19 protein-coding genes are annotated in these 17,822 nt (G+C 47.2%); 10 read left to right on the forward strand and 9 right to left on the reverse strand.

Features of this window, described 5'->3' with window-relative positions; translation table 11 throughout:
* Positions 1-101: 101 nt before the first annotated feature.
* Genes PT300_00375 through PT300_00390 form a run of 4 tightly spaced genes read right to left on the reverse strand, consistent with a single transcriptional unit; the run spans position 102 to position 3,676 of the window.
* Complete coding sequence (locus PT300_00375; protein MDF7679157.1) at positions 102-1,391, reverse strand: NAD(P)/FAD-dependent oxidoreductase; 1,290 nt, start codon at positions 1,389-1,391, stop codon at positions 102-104.
* Complete coding sequence (locus tag PT300_00380) at positions 1,388-2,242, reverse strand: AfsA-related hotdog domain-containing protein (protein ID MDF7679158.1); 855 nt, start codon at positions 2,240-2,242, stop codon at positions 1,388-1,390. The genes PT300_00375 and PT300_00380 overlap by 4 nt, the downstream gene beginning before the upstream one ends.
* Positions 2,235-3,029, reverse strand: a complete 795-nt coding sequence (gene trpA / locus PT300_00385; protein MDF7679159.1) for a tryptophan synthase subunit alpha — start codon at positions 3,027-3,029, stop codon at positions 2,235-2,237. The genes PT300_00380 and trpA overlap by 8 nt, the downstream gene beginning before the upstream one ends.
* Positions 3,026-3,676 (reverse strand): hypothetical protein, encoded by a 651-nt coding sequence (locus tag PT300_00390; GenBank protein ID MDF7679160.1) that lies wholly within the window; start codon positions 3,674-3,676, stop codon positions 3,026-3,028. Before PT300_00390 ends, trpA begins: the two co-directional genes overlap by 4 nt.
* Before the next feature lie 420 nt (positions 3,677-4,096).
* On the opposite strand from PT300_00390, the gene PT300_00395 reads away from it, so the two are divergent.
* The 4 genes from PT300_00395 to PT300_00410 all read left to right on the forward strand — a co-directional run bounded on the left by PT300_00395 (position 4,097) and on the right by PT300_00410 (position 8,887).
* On the forward strand, positions 4,097-4,981 hold the full coding sequence (locus PT300_00395; protein MDF7679161.1) for an outer membrane lipoprotein-sorting protein: 885 nt from the start codon (positions 4,097-4,099) through the stop codon (positions 4,979-4,981).
* Positions 4,982-5,060: 79 nt separating this feature from the next.
* The gene (locus PT300_00400) at positions 5,061-7,484 is read left to right on the forward strand and encodes an MMPL family transporter (protein ID MDF7679162.1); all 2,424 of its coding nucleotides are present in this window, start codon (positions 5,061-5,063) and stop codon (positions 7,482-7,484) included.
* Complete coding sequence (locus PT300_00405; GenBank protein ID MDF7679163.1) at positions 7,471-7,929, forward strand: hypothetical protein; 459 nt, start codon at positions 7,471-7,473, stop codon at positions 7,927-7,929. Before PT300_00400 ends, PT300_00405 begins: the two co-directional genes overlap by 14 nt.
* Positions 7,904-8,887: a UbiD family decarboxylase gene (locus PT300_00410; GenBank protein MDF7679164.1), complete on the forward strand. Its 984-nt coding sequence runs from the start codon at positions 7,904-7,906 to the stop codon at positions 8,885-8,887. Before PT300_00405 ends, PT300_00410 begins: the two co-directional genes overlap by 26 nt.
* On the opposite strand, the gene PT300_00415 is transcribed toward PT300_00410, so the two are convergent.
* From PT300_00415 to PT300_00435, 5 genes are all read right to left on the reverse strand, one after another.
* Entirely contained in the window at positions 8,854-9,585 is a 732-nt protein-coding gene (locus PT300_00415) for a response regulator transcription factor (protein ID MDF7679165.1), read from the reverse strand. The two genes, PT300_00410 and PT300_00415, sit on opposite strands and share 34 nt — an antisense overlap.
* A 664-nt stretch (positions 9,586-10,249) precedes the next feature.
* The gene (locus tag PT300_00420; GenBank protein MDF7679166.1) at positions 10,250-11,182 is read right to left on the reverse strand and encodes an electron transfer flavoprotein subunit alpha/FixB family protein; all 933 of its coding nucleotides are present in this window, start codon (positions 11,180-11,182) and stop codon (positions 10,250-10,252) included.
* Positions 11,179-11,892, reverse strand: coding sequence for a hypothetical protein (locus PT300_00425; protein MDF7679167.1), 714 nt, complete (start codon positions 11,890-11,892; stop codon positions 11,179-11,181). Before PT300_00425 ends, PT300_00420 begins: the two co-directional genes overlap by 4 nt.
* Before the next feature lie 16 nt (positions 11,893-11,908).
* On the reverse strand, positions 11,909-13,537 hold the full coding sequence (locus PT300_00430; GenBank protein MDF7679168.1) for an electron-transfer flavoprotein:ubiquinone oxidoreductase: 1,629 nt from the start codon (positions 13,535-13,537) through the stop codon (positions 11,909-11,911).
* A 36-nt stretch (positions 13,538-13,573) separates the two neighbouring features.
* Positions 13,574-13,960: an ectoine synthase gene (locus PT300_00435; protein MDF7679169.1), complete on the reverse strand. Its 387-nt coding sequence runs from the start codon at positions 13,958-13,960 to the stop codon at positions 13,574-13,576.
* A gap of 930 nt (positions 13,961-14,890) precedes the next feature.
* Between PT300_00435 and PT300_00440 the strand changes: the two genes are divergently transcribed.
* From PT300_00440 to PT300_00465, 6 genes are all read left to right on the forward strand, one after another.
* On the forward strand, positions 14,891-15,409 hold the full coding sequence (locus PT300_00440; GenBank protein ID MDF7679170.1) for a DUF2778 domain-containing protein: 519 nt from the start codon (positions 14,891-14,893) through the stop codon (positions 15,407-15,409).
* On the forward strand, positions 15,387-15,656 hold the full coding sequence (locus PT300_00445; GenBank protein MDF7679171.1) for a hypothetical protein: 270 nt from the start codon (positions 15,387-15,389) through the stop codon (positions 15,654-15,656). Before PT300_00440 ends, PT300_00445 begins: the two co-directional genes overlap by 23 nt.
* Before the next feature lies 1 nt (position 15,657).
* Positions 15,658-16,149: a type VI secretion system tube protein TssD gene (gene tssD / locus PT300_00450; GenBank protein MDF7679172.1), complete on the forward strand. Its 492-nt coding sequence runs from the start codon at positions 15,658-15,660 to the stop codon at positions 16,147-16,149.
* 73 nt (positions 16,150-16,222) lie between these two features.
* Positions 16,223-16,555, forward strand: a complete 333-nt coding sequence (locus tag PT300_00455) for a DUF1493 family protein (protein ID MDF7679173.1) — start codon at positions 16,223-16,225, stop codon at positions 16,553-16,555.
* A 156-nt stretch (positions 16,556-16,711) separates the two neighbouring features.
* Positions 16,712-17,161, forward strand: coding sequence for a hypothetical protein (locus tag PT300_00460; GenBank protein MDF7679174.1), 450 nt, complete (start codon positions 16,712-16,714; stop codon positions 17,159-17,161).
* Positions 17,146-17,493, forward strand: a complete 348-nt coding sequence (locus PT300_00465; protein MDF7679175.1) for a DUF1493 family protein — start codon at positions 17,146-17,148, stop codon at positions 17,491-17,493. The genes PT300_00460 and PT300_00465 overlap by 16 nt, the downstream gene beginning before the upstream one ends.
* Positions 17,494-17,822 lie beyond the last annotated feature (329 nt).

Raw genomic sequence — 17,822 nt, forward strand, 5'->3', positions numbered from 1 at the left:
ACAGAAGGCGAAACAATCGGCAATAGCTACAAGGATTAATCCTGTTTTAAAGCAACCGATAAGGACCCCGCAGGGCCCTTATGATAACCCGCACAGGCCACTTAACTCTCCAGATAACGGCTGATCCGTTGTACCGCCAGCTCAGCCGAATGTAAGCACCCTTCCATAGTGTGTCCTTCCAGGTAGTCACCCGCAATAGCCAGCCCGTTAATTGGTTCGATACCTGCCAGTATTTCTGCTTTAACACGGGTAAAATAAGGTGCATAGGCACAAATTCCGCCCAGATGACGTGTTACACGCGCAGTCACAAGCTGGCCTTCAATGGGTAAGTGTCGGGAAAATGCCTCTTCAGCCAGCTTAATAAGTTGCTCATCCGTGCGATGTAATACTTTACGCGCCGCTGCCCCGGAGAGCGTGAAGCGTACCAGTTCAGGCTGGTAGAGTCGGTTAGCCGAGCAGTGCCCAAGGATTGAGCCAGGCTCAAACATGATTGAGTTGATCCCATCACGGAACACCGGGCGATCATAACGCGCATTGATCATCGCCAGCGGGAAATAACGGATTTTATCAATGGCCGTCTGAGCCTGCTCAGGTAATACCAGTAGCTGTTTGAAAATATGTGCCGGTACGGCTGAAATCACAGCATCTGTATCAATTCTCTGTTGACCTTCGGCCCCATTGACCACTAATCCCGTAACTTTGCCCTGGCTTATCTCAATACGCGAAACCCGCTCACCAAGGCGAATATTTTTGTTATCGGCCAGCCCCTGGTGAAAACGCTGGATCCCGCCCTGAATCGCAAAGTGTTGTCCCTTACCAAAACCGGAGGTAAATAGCGTTAACAGCGATGGATAAACTTCTTCCGGTTCCGCGGCTCCCATAATAATCGAGAACATGCGCATCGGCCCTGCCACCAGCGAAGGGGCAAACTGTGCCGCGACCGATTGGTGATCCCATTTCTCTTCAACCTGTTCAATGAGCCCCCCGCTATAGTTCAGCTCATCCGCATGTTCGCGTGAATAAGTGAGGAAATTTTTCAGTTGCAGTGAGCCGCGCAGTCCTAACTGCATTGCCAGGCGCAAGTCACCACTTAACGTGCGGCGTTTATCCAGCTTGACCAGTTTATCCCGCAGCACGATATGAAAGTCAGGATGTTGCATATCGTACTCGTGAATATTGAACTCGTTTAACAGTGCGTTAAAACGTGTCCATTCTGAAGAGAAATTCTTCCCCCCGACTTCAAATAGGGTCCCCTCTTCAATACTCCCGGCGGCTCGTCCCCCGATATGGTCAGAAGCTTCATAAACCACACTCGGAATACCTTTCGCCGCTAAAAAATGCGCCGCCCCCAATCCGGCAATGCCGGCACCGATAATATGAACTGTTTTCATTCAGCCGAACTCCCTTGTGTTATTGTCTGTTTGTTACGCTGGATCCGGCCACTAAGCATTTCACAACGAGCAAAACGCTGCCCCGCCGCCCATAAATCTGCACCACGATTAAAGTGGCGAGCCTCGCCATTATCCTGTTGTGGCTCCATCTGCAAATGAAAAGCGCTGCCTGCCGCCAGCGGTAGAAAAGTCTGCATACTGACGCCCATTAAAATATCGCGTAACCGAACGGGCTGATCATAGTTAAGGCTGCGCTGTAGCTGCATGAATGCTTCTAACAGATACAACGGATGTGTCTGATGATGACTGTCGGCCAGTAGGTTGTCCGGATGTGGCAACAGCGCATGACATTCATATCCTGTTGTTTCGAATGGATAAGGCTGGCCAATCATCACATTTTCCGGACGCTTTTTATTGACTTTGGCGCTCTCAACAGGACACTCTGCGGTACTGTGTAACTGTGTTACCTGCGTGGCGGGCAACGGAATAAAAAACCACTGCATACTGGCGCGATCCTGCGAATTTTGTGTGACAGCAATCTCACATTGCCATCCCTCACCCTGTGGCTGACATGTGCCGCGCAACCCGACCGGGCTATCAAACAGGCAATATCGGATGAAACGTGCCTGCATTTCGCTCGCCAGCCATTCTCCCGGCGGCAGTAACCGTTCAGCCAGTTGATGGCCACCTTCCAGCAGTAACAGTCCAGGAACATGATCCTGGGGATGATCGAAAAAAAATCGGTGTTGTTGATCAATCAGCAACCGGGCGGCACCTTCACCCTCAGTGAAACGTAATTCGGTTAGCACCTGATTCTCTGCTCGCTGGCGCAACCTGGATGTTTCAGTCATGCTTATCTCCTTGATGTAACAGATGGATATAGGTGGCTAGCGCAGTTGTCGCGCACTCTCCCTGTGCCAGGGCATCAGCAACCACGGCACACGCCTGGCTGCCAACAATCGCGATGTCTGCCCCGAGATCAAACGCTGCCGCAACATCTGCCGCGCTCTTCAGACCAAAGCCCAGTGCTATCGGCAGGCGGCTTTCCGTTTTCAGGCGGGCTATTTCATCGCGGATCAACTGTGGTTCTGGCGCGGCACTTCCGGAACGGCCAAAATGAGAAACCAGATAAATAAAGCCTCCTGATTGCTGTAATACTTCGTTATGCACTGCATCACGACTTTGTGGATACAATGTGCCGATGATCGGCAACATGGCATCGGCAGCGGCGTGATAAAAAGCGCAGCGGGGGCGAGGAGGCAAACCATGGGGCAAGACAGCGGCCGCCCCCGCTTCGCGGAAACTTTGCAGAATATGAGTGACATTCTGACGGGCAAAAACGTGGCTATAATCAAGCAGCGCAATAATATGAAGACGAGAAGAAAACTCGGCAATCAAGGGTAACAGATCCTGCCATACCACACCTTGCGCCAGGGCTCTGTGATGCGCCTGGCGTACCGTTTCACCGTCGGTAAACGCATCAGGAAACGGCGCACAAAGCTCTACAGCATCGACACCATTGTCAACACAACAGGCTAGTAGCTCCCGCGTTTGAGCAAGTCCCCCGTCGCCTGCCATAATCAACAGACAAAGAGCACGCTGACGCAGGGGCGACAATGGCTGTAAATGTGTGGTCATTTTCCCTCCCGGATACCAGGCGCTTTCATCAGCTCACGTAGCGGCTCGCCAATCATTCCATGACTACGCGCTGCGCTATCGATATCCAGCGCTTCAATGCCGGGGATCGCAGCGAATTGATCGATATTCGCTGCCGTGATCCCCCCCGCCAGCCAGATGCGTCGTCCTGCCAGACGAACCAGCAGCGGATCAATAACCGAACGAGGTAATGACTGACCGGTACTGCCAATTTGCTGACGATCGACAAAACGATCTATCAGGTAGACATCCACACCCGCCGCATCGTAATCCGCTAACCAACGCAACTCCGGGCAGTCGCCGTTATCACTCACATGTAAGGTCTTAATAATCTTTAATTGCTGCTGCTTTAACCGCGCAACATCACCCGGCGGGGTGAAACCGTGTAACTGCAGCCATGAGATAGCGCAGCGCTGCAACATTTCGCCCAATAGTGGAAAGATCGGCTTGACGCAAACGGCTACAGGTTGCGGACCATGACAGGCTTTTACCAGCTGAGTCAGACGCTGTTCGGATAGTGTACGCGGATGCTGTTCTACCCCCGTCCACAGGCCGATATAATCAACGGCAACCTGATTAGCAATCGCGATCTCACTTTGTTGGGTGGCACCACATATTTTTATTTTCATTTTCCGCTTCCTGTAGAATCACCTGATACTCCTGAACTATTAGCATACCTCCGATAAATAACACTGAGTAAATCATTATCTGTATTTAGAGATTCAAGAATAACAATTCATCACAAAATACATCTAAATATCCTCATAAGCTTTTAAATATTAATCATCGCTGCCTGGCACCAGTTATCATTTTTTGTGATAAATATAAATAAAAATCACATATATATTGAGTTATGGCGCAAATAAGAAATGAATTGCAGATTTATTCATTTGTTTTATCTTATCAGGATTGTTAGTCTGGCAATCAGTAGTTATCACGCCTTTGTTAGCGCTGGTGAAATATATCTTTCGGCGATTTATTTCTGGCCAACATATCATTGCCAGATTAAAAATGATAAAAAATATTCTTACGACAGGAGAAATATTATCGTGACGGAATGCAAACCCCGCCTGTTTTCATTATGCAGCACAACATTACTGGCCAGTATTTTCATGCTTAATACTGAGTTATTCGCTGCCCCCTTACCGGAAGTTAAAAGCTGTAATGATGTCTTGCTCGGTGTTCAGCACCGTTATCACGGATATAATAGCTGGCGGATGATCAAAATGGACATTACGGATGAACATGGCAATGTCAAATCACGCACGATTACTGCCACCCACAAGAACAACGGCATTAACCGTATCTTGCGTAGCCGTGTCGTCGCCCCGCCTGAACTGGCCAACGCTGAATCTTATGTTCTTGATTATACAGAAGATGACCAAAAAGATCGTATCTGGCGCTATCTGCCTGCCAGCCAGAAACTATTAGAAGTACAGTCGAAAGACCTCAGTAGCCGCCTGTATGGTTCTGATATGAACATCGGCGAAATGATGACGCGCATGGCGCGTGATTATGATTGCCAGTTATTGAGTGAAGGCGAATATCAGGGCTTGCCGGTTTACAAAATCCATGTCGAACCGAATAACGAACAGGAATTGCTGCGCCTCGGCCTGAAAGATGGTGAGATCTGGGTTGAGAAAGGCACTTTCCTGCCCGTTTATAGCATATTTAATGCCGAAGCACCGAATGAACAACGGATTTTCGAAACCTCTAATCAACGTTGGGTCGACGGGATATTCGTTGCTGAAAAATATCAGATATCGACACTGAAAGATGGTCGTAAAGTTTCTCAATCAGCATTTCAGGTTTATGGTGAGAGCTTCAATCTTTCTCTGCCAGAAAGCTGGTATGACGTCCAGGACCTGGGTAATGAGCAATCGACCTGGCGCGAGTATCGCTCTCCTAACTACCATTTAGAAACATTGCCATAATGCGTGTTTTCTCTGCCTGAATCTGCGTACTATCTCCGCGCCTGGCGCGGAGTCCTTCTGATTAAGGATTGATAATGTAATGTGGATAATTAATTTTATCGATCGCACGATGACTGCGTTTCTTAATTGGGTTTTTCTCAATCGTCTGAAAAGTGCGTTTTTGTTATTGTTACTGGTCGCTGGCTTCGTCGGCTATGGTTTGCCTCAGTTGCAACGCGACGGCCGTATAGAAGCGTTTATGTATGATGAAGATCCAGCATTATTGAAATATTACCAGCTCCGTAAGCAATTTGGCCAGGATAATCGTATAGTCATTACCGTGACAGGTGATGATGTATTCAGCACCCCCTTTATTAAAAAGCTCGCCACACTGCATCTGACTTTACAGAAAGAGGTGCCTTATATTTCGGAAATATTCAGCCTGTATAATATTCCGTTTATTGAATATGAGAATGGCGGTCTGTATCTCGAAGAGCTGATGCGTAACGTGCTGCTTGAAGGGAAAGATCCCGCGGCACTGAAACAGCGAGTACTTTCTACCCCTCTCTATCAGAATTTCGTGATCGACAAATCCGGTAAAACAGCGGCCATTATCATTGAGCCTTACCGCTACACCCCGAACCAACATGACTGTGTTGCCGATCCTTCGGTGGGCAAAACCTGTCGTTCCGATAGCCAGCAAAATGTTAAGCGCGAATTTCTTGCTTCGTCAGAATATTCAGAGATGGCACATAAAGTCGCCGAGATCACTCAGCGCTTTAATAGCGAGGGATTTGTTATTCATACTGCCGGCGCGCCGATCGTCAGTAATGAAATTGTCCAGATTATCTCACAGGATATGCCCCGCTTTACCATCGCCTGTATTCTGATCGCTATGTTGTCGATTGCGGTTATTTTCCGCAGCGTGATCATCACCATTGGCGCACTACTGGCTTTTGGTTGCAGTGTCTTGACCATGCTGGCTTTAATGGCAATATGCGGTGTTGCGATTACCCCACCGACACAGTTTCTGATCCCGATGGCATTGACCATCATGCTTTGCGTGTATATCCATTTTATGCTGGCCAGTATTGAGCTCTGTAAGCCCGGTGTATCGCGTAGTTCCTTGCTGTCCCACGCTATGAAACACACCCACCATCCGATCCTGTTCAGTATCCTGACCAGTGCCGATGGTTTACTGGGCTTTTTATCTTCCGATCTGGCACCTATCGCCGCGCTGGGTATTTTCGGGATGCTGGTCACCGTTGGCAGCTACTTTTTTGCTCTGTTCTGGGGAGCTCAGGCACTGGCTTTCCTGCCAGCACGTTATATTAATAGTGAACGCACTAACGTAGCCACCTCCCGGCGCTGGGTCGTTGCCATCGGCAGCCTCGGCATTAATCACCCACGGAAAACCATCGCCGCATTCAGCCTGGTCGTTATCGCCGTCATTTCTCAGTTGCCACAATTGCGTTTCTCCCACAATTCACTGTTATGGTTGCCTCCGGATAACGCCGTGCGTCAGTCAACAGAGTTTATCGATAGTCATTTCAACGGTACGGTGAATATGGAGCTGATTATCATGCCACAAAAGGGCTACGATTTTCGCAGTGAACCGCTGCTGAAAGCGATACAACGCGCGGTAAAACGTGTGTATGACGAAGTCGATATTCCTATTGGCCGTCATACCAGCCTGGTCTCCTTTATGGATGAGGTGAATGTGGCGCTGCATGATGGCGATCAGCGACAACGCACCATCCCCTCACAGGAACAAATCTGGGAACAGTTCTTACTGCTGGAAGGAGAAGGTAACTCGACCATCATGCGCTATGCCAGTATCGACTATAGCCAGGGGCGTGTGACCTTCCTGGTGCCCTGGCTGGAAGCAACGCGCTACAGTGGCGTATCAGAGCAGGTTGACCAGATCTTCAATCAGGAGCTGGCGAATATGGCCACCGTCAACGTTACTGGTCTGATTAACTTACTGGCGAATACGTCCAGAGCCGTCCTCGACAATATGGTCAGCAGCTATCTTATTACCCTGGCGATTATCGGCGTGCTGATGTGTTATTGCCTGCGCAGTTATAGGATGGGATTCATCAGTATGATCCCTAACGTTTTGCCGTATGTCTTCGTACTGGGGATCATGGCGATAGCCGATATTCCGATGGATACCTTCACTATTCTGATTGGCGGTATCCTTACCGGTCTGATCGTCGATGAGACATTACATATGTTTTATACCTATCGCCATAATCTCATCTTACACCCGAAAGCACAGGATGCGCTGCGCGTCACCCTGGAGGAGGTCGGTAACGCTTTAATGATGACCTCCATCGTGGTGATGTTTAGCTTCTCCGTATTCCTGCTTTCACATATGAGTAATATCCGTAGCTTTGGCAGCCTGATGATGACCGGGGTTATTTTCGCGCTGCTGGTCGATATCATCCTGATGCCTGCCATGATGATGTTACTTCCAGCCCGTCATGTGCAGCTTAAAGAGACCTCACATGCCACAGCTTAATCAACAAGAACATCCCACCTCACTGCGGGCTTTTCTGAGGGGCGTACCGGTCGTCGAACGCATGATAACAACGCCACGGGATACGATTGTCGCTGATTACGTCCGGCGTTATGCCGGACCGCCCGCATGCGGACGGGCAAGCGCAGAGCCGGTTGTGCGCTATATGATCAGTGAAGAGAAACTGCCGGTGTTAATGGGCTGTTTCGGTGATGAACAGCGGGTGCGGGAAAGGATCCCGCACCTGCCGCGATATTTAACTCAGGCATCACTGCGCCAGCTTTTGGCACATACCGTATCACCGGAGACGATGAGTCGCCATGATATGCCGCCGGGAAACGCATACGACTGCACTCTGAAACGTCTCCCGGTACTGACACATAACCCCCGACGATGCAGGTGCCTATATTACCCAGGGATTTATCTACGCGCGCAATCAACATGGTGAGTGTTCACTCTCGGCACACCGTTTATGGCTACTTGATGAGCGTCAGATGGGGGTATCCATTTTAGCGGGTCGACAACTGGCTATCCTGCATCAGCAGAGCTTGCAGCAGGGACGCCCGCTGGCCATCAGTATTAATATGGGTATGCCTCCGGCAGCGGTCATTGCCTCATCACTCAGTACCGCGACACTGCCGACAGGATTAAGCAAACTGGCTTTTGCCGGTGCCCTGGCGGGAATGCCGATTCGGCTGACGCCTTGTCTCACCCAGGATGTTGACTGTCTGGCTGACAGTGAAATTATTCTCGAAGGAAGTCTGGGCAGCGAGCTGGCTGATGAACGCCAGACAGGACGACGTTACAGTATGCCTGAATTTGCCGGTTATCCCGGTAAGGCCAACAGCCATCTGGCGGTATTTACCCTCAGCCATATCCATATTCGTCATAGTGCCAGTTATCCGGCACTCATTGGCCCGGGACGTGAACAAGCGGTACAGTTAGGCATTGCCGGTGCGTTTAATGCCTTGCTGGGATTGCCGGAGGCGCTCACTCAGGGTATTGCTGATCTGCGTTACGCCCATGCGGGTGGCGGTATGTTATTACTGTATATCGCCCTGTATCCCGGTTTTAATCAACCTTCACATATGCAACAAATTGCGACCGGGATTATGACACTCAATCCCTTTACCAAGCTGGTCATATTTGTCGATCAGGATATTAATCTACACGCTGATGAAGATGTGTTGTGGGCAATCACCACCCGCTGTCGGCTGGAAGCGGATTGCCATCCTCTGGCTTGCTTTGCGCAGCTGGAGATGGACCCTTCACAAAAGGCAAAGAAATGGCGGCAATCATCCCAATCTCTGGCACAAAAAGTATGGATTAATGCCACAATTCCTGATGAACTATCAACAAATTTTCAACGTGCCTACAGCGAATTAACATACCCGACAACAGCATAGCCCCGGCTGCGCACGGTGCGAATAAAATCGACCTGTGCGCCGGCGGCCCGAATTTTATTTCTCAGACGATAAATCAATGCCACGATCCCTCGCGAATAGATAGCGTTACTGGCATTGCATCTTTGCAATAACTCTTCCCGGCTTAAAACTTCACTTGGCGTTTTACCCAGTGCCAGCAAAATTTCAAACTCCATAGAGGTGATATCAAGAATACTATCATTGACAAACGCCTGAGCTCGCGGGATATCGATACGTAAGGTATCGTTGTTGATTTTTAGCAGGATTTGATCGCAACTTTTCACTGCAACAGGCGATTCGGCTTTAATGTCGTTAAATCGCCGCCGCACGGCATTAATGCGCGCAATCAGTTCACGAGGTTCGAAAGGTTTAGCAACGTAATCATCGGCCCCCGTCTCCAGCCCAACCACCAGATCTACCAGCTCGGTTCTGGCCGAAATCATAATCACTGGGATGTCACACAATGGCGCAGGTAAACTGCGGATAGTGCGACAAATTTCCAGGCCATTGATACGCGGCAACATAACATCAAGCAATATCAGATCATAACTATTTGATTGTATACACTCTAAACCTTCCTCAGGTGCATGTACGACATCAAGATCGATAGCGTACATATGCAGCACTGGCCTCATGGTTTTGCCTAACTCTACATCGTCGTCAATCATCAAAACTCTCATGCCACATATCCTTATCGCTGTGTATGTCTGATTTGATTTAGAGCCTGACCCATTAGACTATTTTACTTGCCATTTTGATCCTGGGCAGTGCTCGAAATCCTCACGTACTCCGTGTACGCTGCGGTTTTTCCGCGCTGTCCGGTCCAAACTGGCTACGTCAATAACGCCTACAGGGATAGGCTCTTAGGATGATTATTATGATAGTGCGTAACACGCAATACCATCGCAATCTTCACTAAACTCTACTATTAGTAGTTCGCATAGTAAACGAAGCTATCAGAGAAGCTATCAGAATAGAAGAAAATATCCGCCGTTTTATCAATATATACTGGCATTTATTATGCTAAATTTATCTACAGTACATATTTTAATATGAAAAAGGCTATATTATCACTCGAAAACGAATGAAGTGAAATCCCCCACGCGCAAAACTCCTTACGAATGACTCAGCGGAAAGGCCGTGGCGCCAGAACACCGCTTGTTTTCATATAAAAATATACCATTAGATATCAACAACATAAAAGAGAGGGGGCTGACAGGATATTTTTTAGCAGCGAATCGACAGACTAACACACACAGACAAAACTGTCTGTGATACAACAGCCCCGACAGAGTTAAAACGAAAATATAAAATGCGCGCTAATCCTTTATCCTCAATAACCCGTTATAGCTTTGCTAATAACAGAGGAAGTACCTCTGCAAGATCACCCACCAGATAATGATCGGCATATTTTTTTATTATTGGTGCCTGTGGATCGCTATTAATAGCGATAATAATATTGCTATTGCTGATTCCGGCGACATGTTGTATCGCACCGGAAATGCCACACGCCAGATATACCCGTGGTGAAATCTGTTCGCCCGTTTGCCCGATCTGATCCTGTTCGGTGAAAAAACCAGCATCGACCAGGGCGCGCGTTCCCCCTAATGCCGCCCCCAGCTTATCAGCAAGCTCACCCAGCAGCGGCCATTGTGGCTTGCTAACACCGCGTCCTCCCCCGACAACAATCTCTGCCTGAGATAAGCGCGGGCGACAGTTTTCACTGATATGACGCACGGTGCTAACTTTTTGTACTTTACCAGCCACTGCCGGACAATCTGTCACCGCATAGCTCATGGTGGCCATGTCACCCCCCGTGCCCTCAAATGCCTGGCGACGTAGTGTCCACACATGGTGTTCTGTCAACGACTGGACGGTCAGCAAGGCCTGGCCAGCAAATACCGGTCGCTGACAGCTATCAGAAGATAAAATATGAGTAATATCAGTGATCATATCACAATCATGGATTGCGGCGATTCTGGCTGCCAGCGGACGTATTGCTTTCCCTTCCAGAAATAACAGATGGCTGACATCTTTCAGCGCAGGCAGTAATGAATCCGCCATGCACGCCAGATCATCACAGGCATGACGCTGATCAAACCAGATAACGTTCATCAAGCCGACCGGTAAGGTTAACGCTTGTGGCGCAGTCTCTTCAGCCAGAATAACCACACTGACAGTATCAGACCAGCAGGCTAATGATTGCAACAACGTTGTTAGCGCACTCCCAGCGGTATCTTCCTGCCGTAAAATGATCGCACTATTTATCGTTTTCAATTTATCTCTACCTCATAATTTAGCAGTGCGACCAAATCATCCACTGAATGCAACTGCTGTGCGTTACGACGGGTAATCTGTGGCTCAAGTGACAGATAAGCCTGCGTTACCTGTGGTGCGGTTTCTGGGGTCAACCACTCCAGTGCCTGTTTACGCGACCGCAAAATAGCAGGCAATGATGCAAATCGGGGTTCCGCCAGACCAAGTTCCACGCCGAGGACGGCCGGGAGCGAAGTGACCGAATGTAACTGGTACTGTTCGCCATAACATTGCAGATGCAGTTGCTGTTGCTCCCAGCGCAAATCACTGACTGGCTGTATCTGCGGCCAGCCGAGAAAACCCGCTACCATTCCGGTCATCGCGCCGCCTTGCCAGTCGGCGGTTTGTTTACCCAGCAACACCAGATCAACCTGCTCTTGCTGCGCCAGTCTGGCTATTTGCTTTGCTACTGCTAAAGGTTCACAGGCGTCAGTCATCTTGATGCCCAGCGCGCGATCAGCCCCCAGCGCCAGCGCCTGACGTAGAAGTGCTTCCGGCGAAGTTCCCATCGCAAACGCTAAAACCTGACCTTCGCCCTGTTGTTCCCTGATACGTAATGCCTGCTCAAGTGCCACCGCACAAAAATCTTCCAGTTTTCCTTCGCGCACGACCGCACTGCCGCAGGCCTCGTCCCATTCGGACGCCTCACAGATACCCACTAATATTTTCATCGTCACTCCCTCCGCCTTACATTTCCTGATAACGTGGACCACTTCCTCCTTCGGGGGGCGTCCAGCGTAGTGTTTGCTCCGGGTCTTTGATATCGCAGGTTTTACAATGCAGACAATTCTGACTATTGATCGTAAATACCTGACCATGATCACTGTGCTGCCAGCTGAATACATTGCCAGGACAGTAGTTGATAGCCAGTTCGCACTGTTGTGGGGTGAGCTGCTGGTGTTGCAGATGACAAGGCTGAGATGCCCGGGACTCAATTCTGCTCAAATAAAGCGAAGAGGCATAATCGAAACTTAATTCATTATCAGCCGGCACCGCGGTAAACACCGGGGTTACCGAATCGGCCCGCGAGTTCTGATAATCAGCTAATGCCGGAGGAAAACGCCAGGGGAGACGCCGCAGGCCAGGTCGCCCTGCCGTCCACCACACGACGGCTCCGGCAATCGTACCGTAGCGTTGTATCGCCGGCGTAAAATCTTGACTGGCAGTTAACTCATCCCATAGCCAGGAGTGATGTAGCGAGGTGTAAAACGCCTGTTCCAGTTGCTGATCATCAGCCGGTTGCTGCAACCAGGGATACAGCACATCTGCCGCCAGCATCGCACTTTTCATTGCCGTATGAATGCCCTTCATCCGTGCTGGATTGAGTGTTCCGGCAGCACATCCCAGTAACATGCCGCCAGCAAAGGTCATTTTCGGCAATGCTGGCAATCCCCCTTTGGTTATTGCTCGTGCTCCGTAACTCAGCCGGGTTCCGCCTGCTAACAGCTGCTTGAGACGCGGATGATGTTTTGCGCGCTGAAAACTGAGGTAAGGGTTGAAATGGGGATTGTGGTAATCCAGATCCGCAGCCAGGCCAAGGGCCAGACGCTGTTGCGGAAGATGATAAGCAAACATCCCACCACTGACCTGTTGCTGATGTAGTGGCCAGCCAATAAAGTGCTCTACCCGTCCCTGACAATGTACGGTCGGATCGATTTTCCAGACTTCTTTTAAGCCCAAAGAATAATGCTGCGGCCGACATCCCTTCGCTAAATCGAAATGCTCAATGGCCTGACGCGACAGAGAACCCCTTGCTCCTTCGGTCAGTAATATCTGACGTGCCAGAAAATGCATACCGGCAACAAATGTACTCCCGGGTTGCCCCTGCGGATCCCGGCCATAGTCCCCGCTCTCTACGCCACAAACTTTTCCCTGTTCATCAAAAAGCAACTGGCGACCACATACACCGGTCAGAATATCACCGCCTAACGCCGTGACTTTCTCTGCCAGCCAGCGACACAATACCGATAAATGAATTAACCGACTGCCATGATGAGAGAACACGTCAGGGATCATCAATTGAGGTATTGTCATGGCATGTCGCTCATTGATCAGCACATGTAATTGTTCCTCTTTATCGGCAACCGGTTCACTCACGATCTCCTGTTCCCAGCCGGGCCATAGCTCATCTAATGCCCGCATATCCATAACCGCACCGGATATTATATGCCCGCTGATCTGTTCCGCTTTTTCTAATATGCAGACGGATAAGGTTTGCTGATATTGTGCTGCTTGTTGTAATAACCTTAATGCCGCAGTCAGACCTGTGACACCGGCACCAATAATCAGCACATCAACATGCATACTTTGCTGCATAAAAGTGATCCTGTGCGGTAATGATATGTCGAAATATTAATAACTGGAACTGCTACCATCCGCATGCAGATTATGCGCTTCAGGGCCAATCAGTGCGGGCAGGAAAACACAGAGTAATTTCATACGGGTGGTGCCCGCCAGGACATGTTTGTCATGTTCATTGAGTGAATACAGCACACCAGGATAAATTTCATGGCGTTCGCCTGTGGCGATATTTTTGATCCAGCCTTCTCCTTCGATACAGTAGCAGCTTTCCAGATGGTTTTTGTATTCAAGTACTGATTCTGAGCCTGCATCAATAATCGTTTCGGTCACTGAGTAACCTAAGCCATCTTTTTCAATCAGATAACGACGGCTTTTCCCTGCGCCCCAGGAAATATCACGGTCTGTATTAATCAAGTCATCTAATGAACGAACTATCATTTTTTCATCCTTATATATTAAAGTTAATGCCAGCATTAATTTAAATTAGCTGAACACGTTACTCTTTATATCAAATTTATATCGAAAGATGTGATGTTGTAATATTAAAAATTATATCTATAAAGCATGAAAATCACATTTTATTTGCAAAAATATATAAGATTGAATTTTTATTTCATTAGAATAAAATAAAACTGCTATCACACCATATCAAATGATAAATTATCGGATGAATGGACACCATTGAGAATTTTCTCATTAATAGTTGGGATCAGTAGAAATTTGTGTCGTGAAATATTAAAAATGAATTCGGTGAGTGGTGCGAAATGGCGCGCTATTATCTGCTCAACGTGCAGGGCAAAATGCCAGGATTGTTTTTCTGGATGGCCTTGTGGCATTGGACGTATAGTGTATTTTTCTGACTCCACTTGTCATATGCCACGCGCAGCATGGACGAACAACAACCCATCACCGCTATCGCCGCATCTCATTTCGTGCTGATACTCCGCCAATTCAAGAAGGGACATAGGTGCTTGTCACGACGGTGAGTCATTGAGGCACTATATCAGAGAAGCATTTAACAGCAGGACGTCAATGGACGAATGTTTTGCACGTAGATGCTTCGATCTTTGAGAAGGGTTGATTTATTTCGATAGTGATATTGGCGCAGCCAGTCTGGACACGAACAGCACGGAGAAACTGCAGCGTACAGCTATTTCGGGCACAGCCCAGGGCCAAAATGGCAACTAAAATAGCCTGATGGGCCAGACTCTTATTGATGGTATACATTTTTAGAAATGTGAGTGCTGTTTGATAAAAGCAGATAACTAACTTTTCCCGGAGCAAAAAACACAAATTGTGTTATTTACGCATCTTTAGTCAATAGATATACTATTTACAGAGATTTACAACAGTATAAGGAAAAAGAGTATGGCCTTACACGGAAAATTGATATTGAACGGGGCAGATTATGCACCTTTCAATCTGTATGGTGTAGGTGTCTTTATGGCTTTCTCTGGTAAAGGAGTATACCGGAATAAAGGAGCCTGCGGTGCTATTCCGAGTGACGGACCACTACCACCGGGAAAGTACTGGATAGTGGAGAGAGGAGCAGGTGGGCTAGGCTCCTGGGTTAAAGCTAAGGCACAAGATCTATACAATAAATTTTACTATGGTGCTGAATTTGGGCGGGATGAGTGGTTTGCTCTATACAAAGATGATTGGGATATTGATGATGGGACCTGGATTAATGATGTTCATCGTGGATTGTTTAGGCTTCATCCAGGGAGAGTATCTGAGGGGTGTATAACAATCGCACATAACTCTGACTATGCTCTCATCAGAAATGCACTTTTAAGAACGGCTCCAATACAAGTCCCTTGTATGCGATCACTTATGGCTCGTGGTTGGGTTGAGGTAGTAGCCAATGGCTCAAATACTTGCCCGTAGAATTGCGAAAGTTATATTTTATATTCTTTTGTCTCTGGTTATAGCTCGCACCTTAGGAGCTCCTGAGAATTGGATAAGTGACAATTTCTATTCCTGGCTTGGTCATCTTATTTATGGTTCAGGAGAAATAGGTGCTGACAATTACTATGACCTTTATTTTTATGTATCCATAATAATAGTTTTTTCTCTAACAACTTTAATCTATTTAGTTGCAATGAAATTAATCAACAAAATAAGGAACAAATAACATGCCAATTCCTCCGTATATGTGGCTTAAAGATGATGGTGGTGCAGACATTAAAGGTTCTGTTGATGTTCAGGATCGTGAAGGTAGTATAGAGATTATCGGATTAAGCCACGGGATTAACCTACCAGTAGACAATGCTAATGGTAAAATTACAGGTACTCGTCAACACTCTTCAATGATGATTGAAAAAGAAGTTGATAGCTCAACACCATATCTCTATAAAGCAGCAGCTACTGGACAGACTTTAAAAAGTGCAGAGATTCATTTTTATCATATCAGTGATGCCGGGCAGGAAGTTTGTTACTACACTGTCTTAATGGAAAATGTAAAAATTACTGGTGTTAATTGTGGTGTACCGAATGTTAAATTAGCTGGCAATGATAAAATGAACCATGTGGAAAGTGTCAGCTTACAGTATGAAAGAATTACCTGGCGAATTGTTGATGGCAATATTCAGTATACTGATGCCTGGAACGAAAGAGCAACAGCATAAACAAGGCCCTGCGGGGCCTTTTAGTTGAAAAGTGAATGTATATATAATACCAATTATACTGGAGATCTTTTAAATGAAAACCGTTCAAGACAAAGTTCTGAAACTATTCAGAGAAGAGATCCCAGGATATTTAGATAGCAACTGGAAAGAAATTCCTTTGGAGTTCCATTCTGATTTGTTCAATGAGCCACGAGATGACCTTTATGATGCTATCGAAAAATATAGAAAAGAATTTAACATTGATTTATCAAATGTAGATTGGTATTGCTACTTCCCCTGGGAAAACACGCCACTATTGGCAAGGTGGTTCAAGATGAAACGAGAAGATGTAGAAAAAAATCGTAAACCTTTAACCGTAGCTATGTTTGCCGAGTCAGCGAAAGCCGGAAAATGGCTTTATGATTGAGTATAAACAGAGGTAGCCAGTATACTTTATAAGTATCATTCTACAGACGACCCTGGTGGTTTAGAACGGTTATGCGTAAGTATACCCCTATCGACTCCGGCTATATCACTGCCAGTGAAGCGCTTTACAAGTATATTCCTGCAAATAGGTAATTGAATGGATACAACAGAAGATCTCAACGGAACCTACTTTTATCACGGGCAATCAAACCTGTCAGTAGGTGAACTATTTGATGTCATTTTTCTTGAACAATTTTGTGATGAACCTGGGATTGGCATTGAGTCAGGTACTGCTATCCTCGCTGGGCAACCATGGTTAAAAACCAGAACGAAATCGGGAGAGGCAATCAAAGGGACAAGTGTTAATTCCAGGTATGGGAGAATGCTTTTACGAAATGCACGAACGCCATTTGGTATTAGAGTTCCTACACCCGTTGGTGTAAGAATGCGAAAAACAAATAATATTGCCGCCGTCATAGCACGATATGTTTCGTGGTTAGGTTGGATCGGTCTTGTGAATTCAATTTACCAAGTATCAAGGAAAACTCAGGCAAAATACAACCTAATAGCACGCCCTAAAGATCGTATACAATGGACATCCTTTTGATGGACATAATTCAGCAAGAAGTGTTAGCACTCTTCAGAGAAGAGATCCCAGGATATTTAGATAGCAACTGGAAAGAAATTCCTTTAGAGCTTGACTCTGATTTATTTGAGTCTCCCGGTGATGATCTGCATGAAGCTTTGGATAGATTTGAAAAAAAATTTAATGTAGATTTATCAGAAGTTAAATGGTCGTATTATTTTCCCTGGGAGAATACACCGCTACTTACACGGTGGTTTAAATTAAAACGGGAAGATGTAGAGCGAACTCGTAAACCTTTAACCGTGGCTATGTTTGCCGAGTCAGCGAAAGCCGGAAAATGGCTTTGTGATTGAGTATAAACAGAGGTAGCCAGTATACCAGGCGACTGCTTTATAAATACGCCCCTTGTGGTTTAGAATGGCGGTGCGTAAGTATATCTCCATCGACTCCAGCTATATCACTGCCAGTGAAGCGCTTTACAAGTATATTCCTGCAATCAGCTGGGATGCCTGAGCTAACTCACTGGCGTTATTTAACCTTGAGCTCTCCCCCCAAAAGAACACAAAAAGTACGGAGAACTCAAATTGATTTATTTACAATGTTTCAACCAATCTGCGAGCACACTCGCATGCTTGTTCAATGCAGGTAAAATCTGAAACATTTACCATCGTCGATCTGATAA

The sequence above is a fragment of the Enterobacteriaceae bacterium ESL0689 genome (assembly GCA_029433525.1).
In the GTDB taxonomy this organism is placed as follows: Bacteria; Pseudomonadota; Gammaproteobacteria; order Enterobacterales; family Enterobacteriaceae; genus JAQTIF01.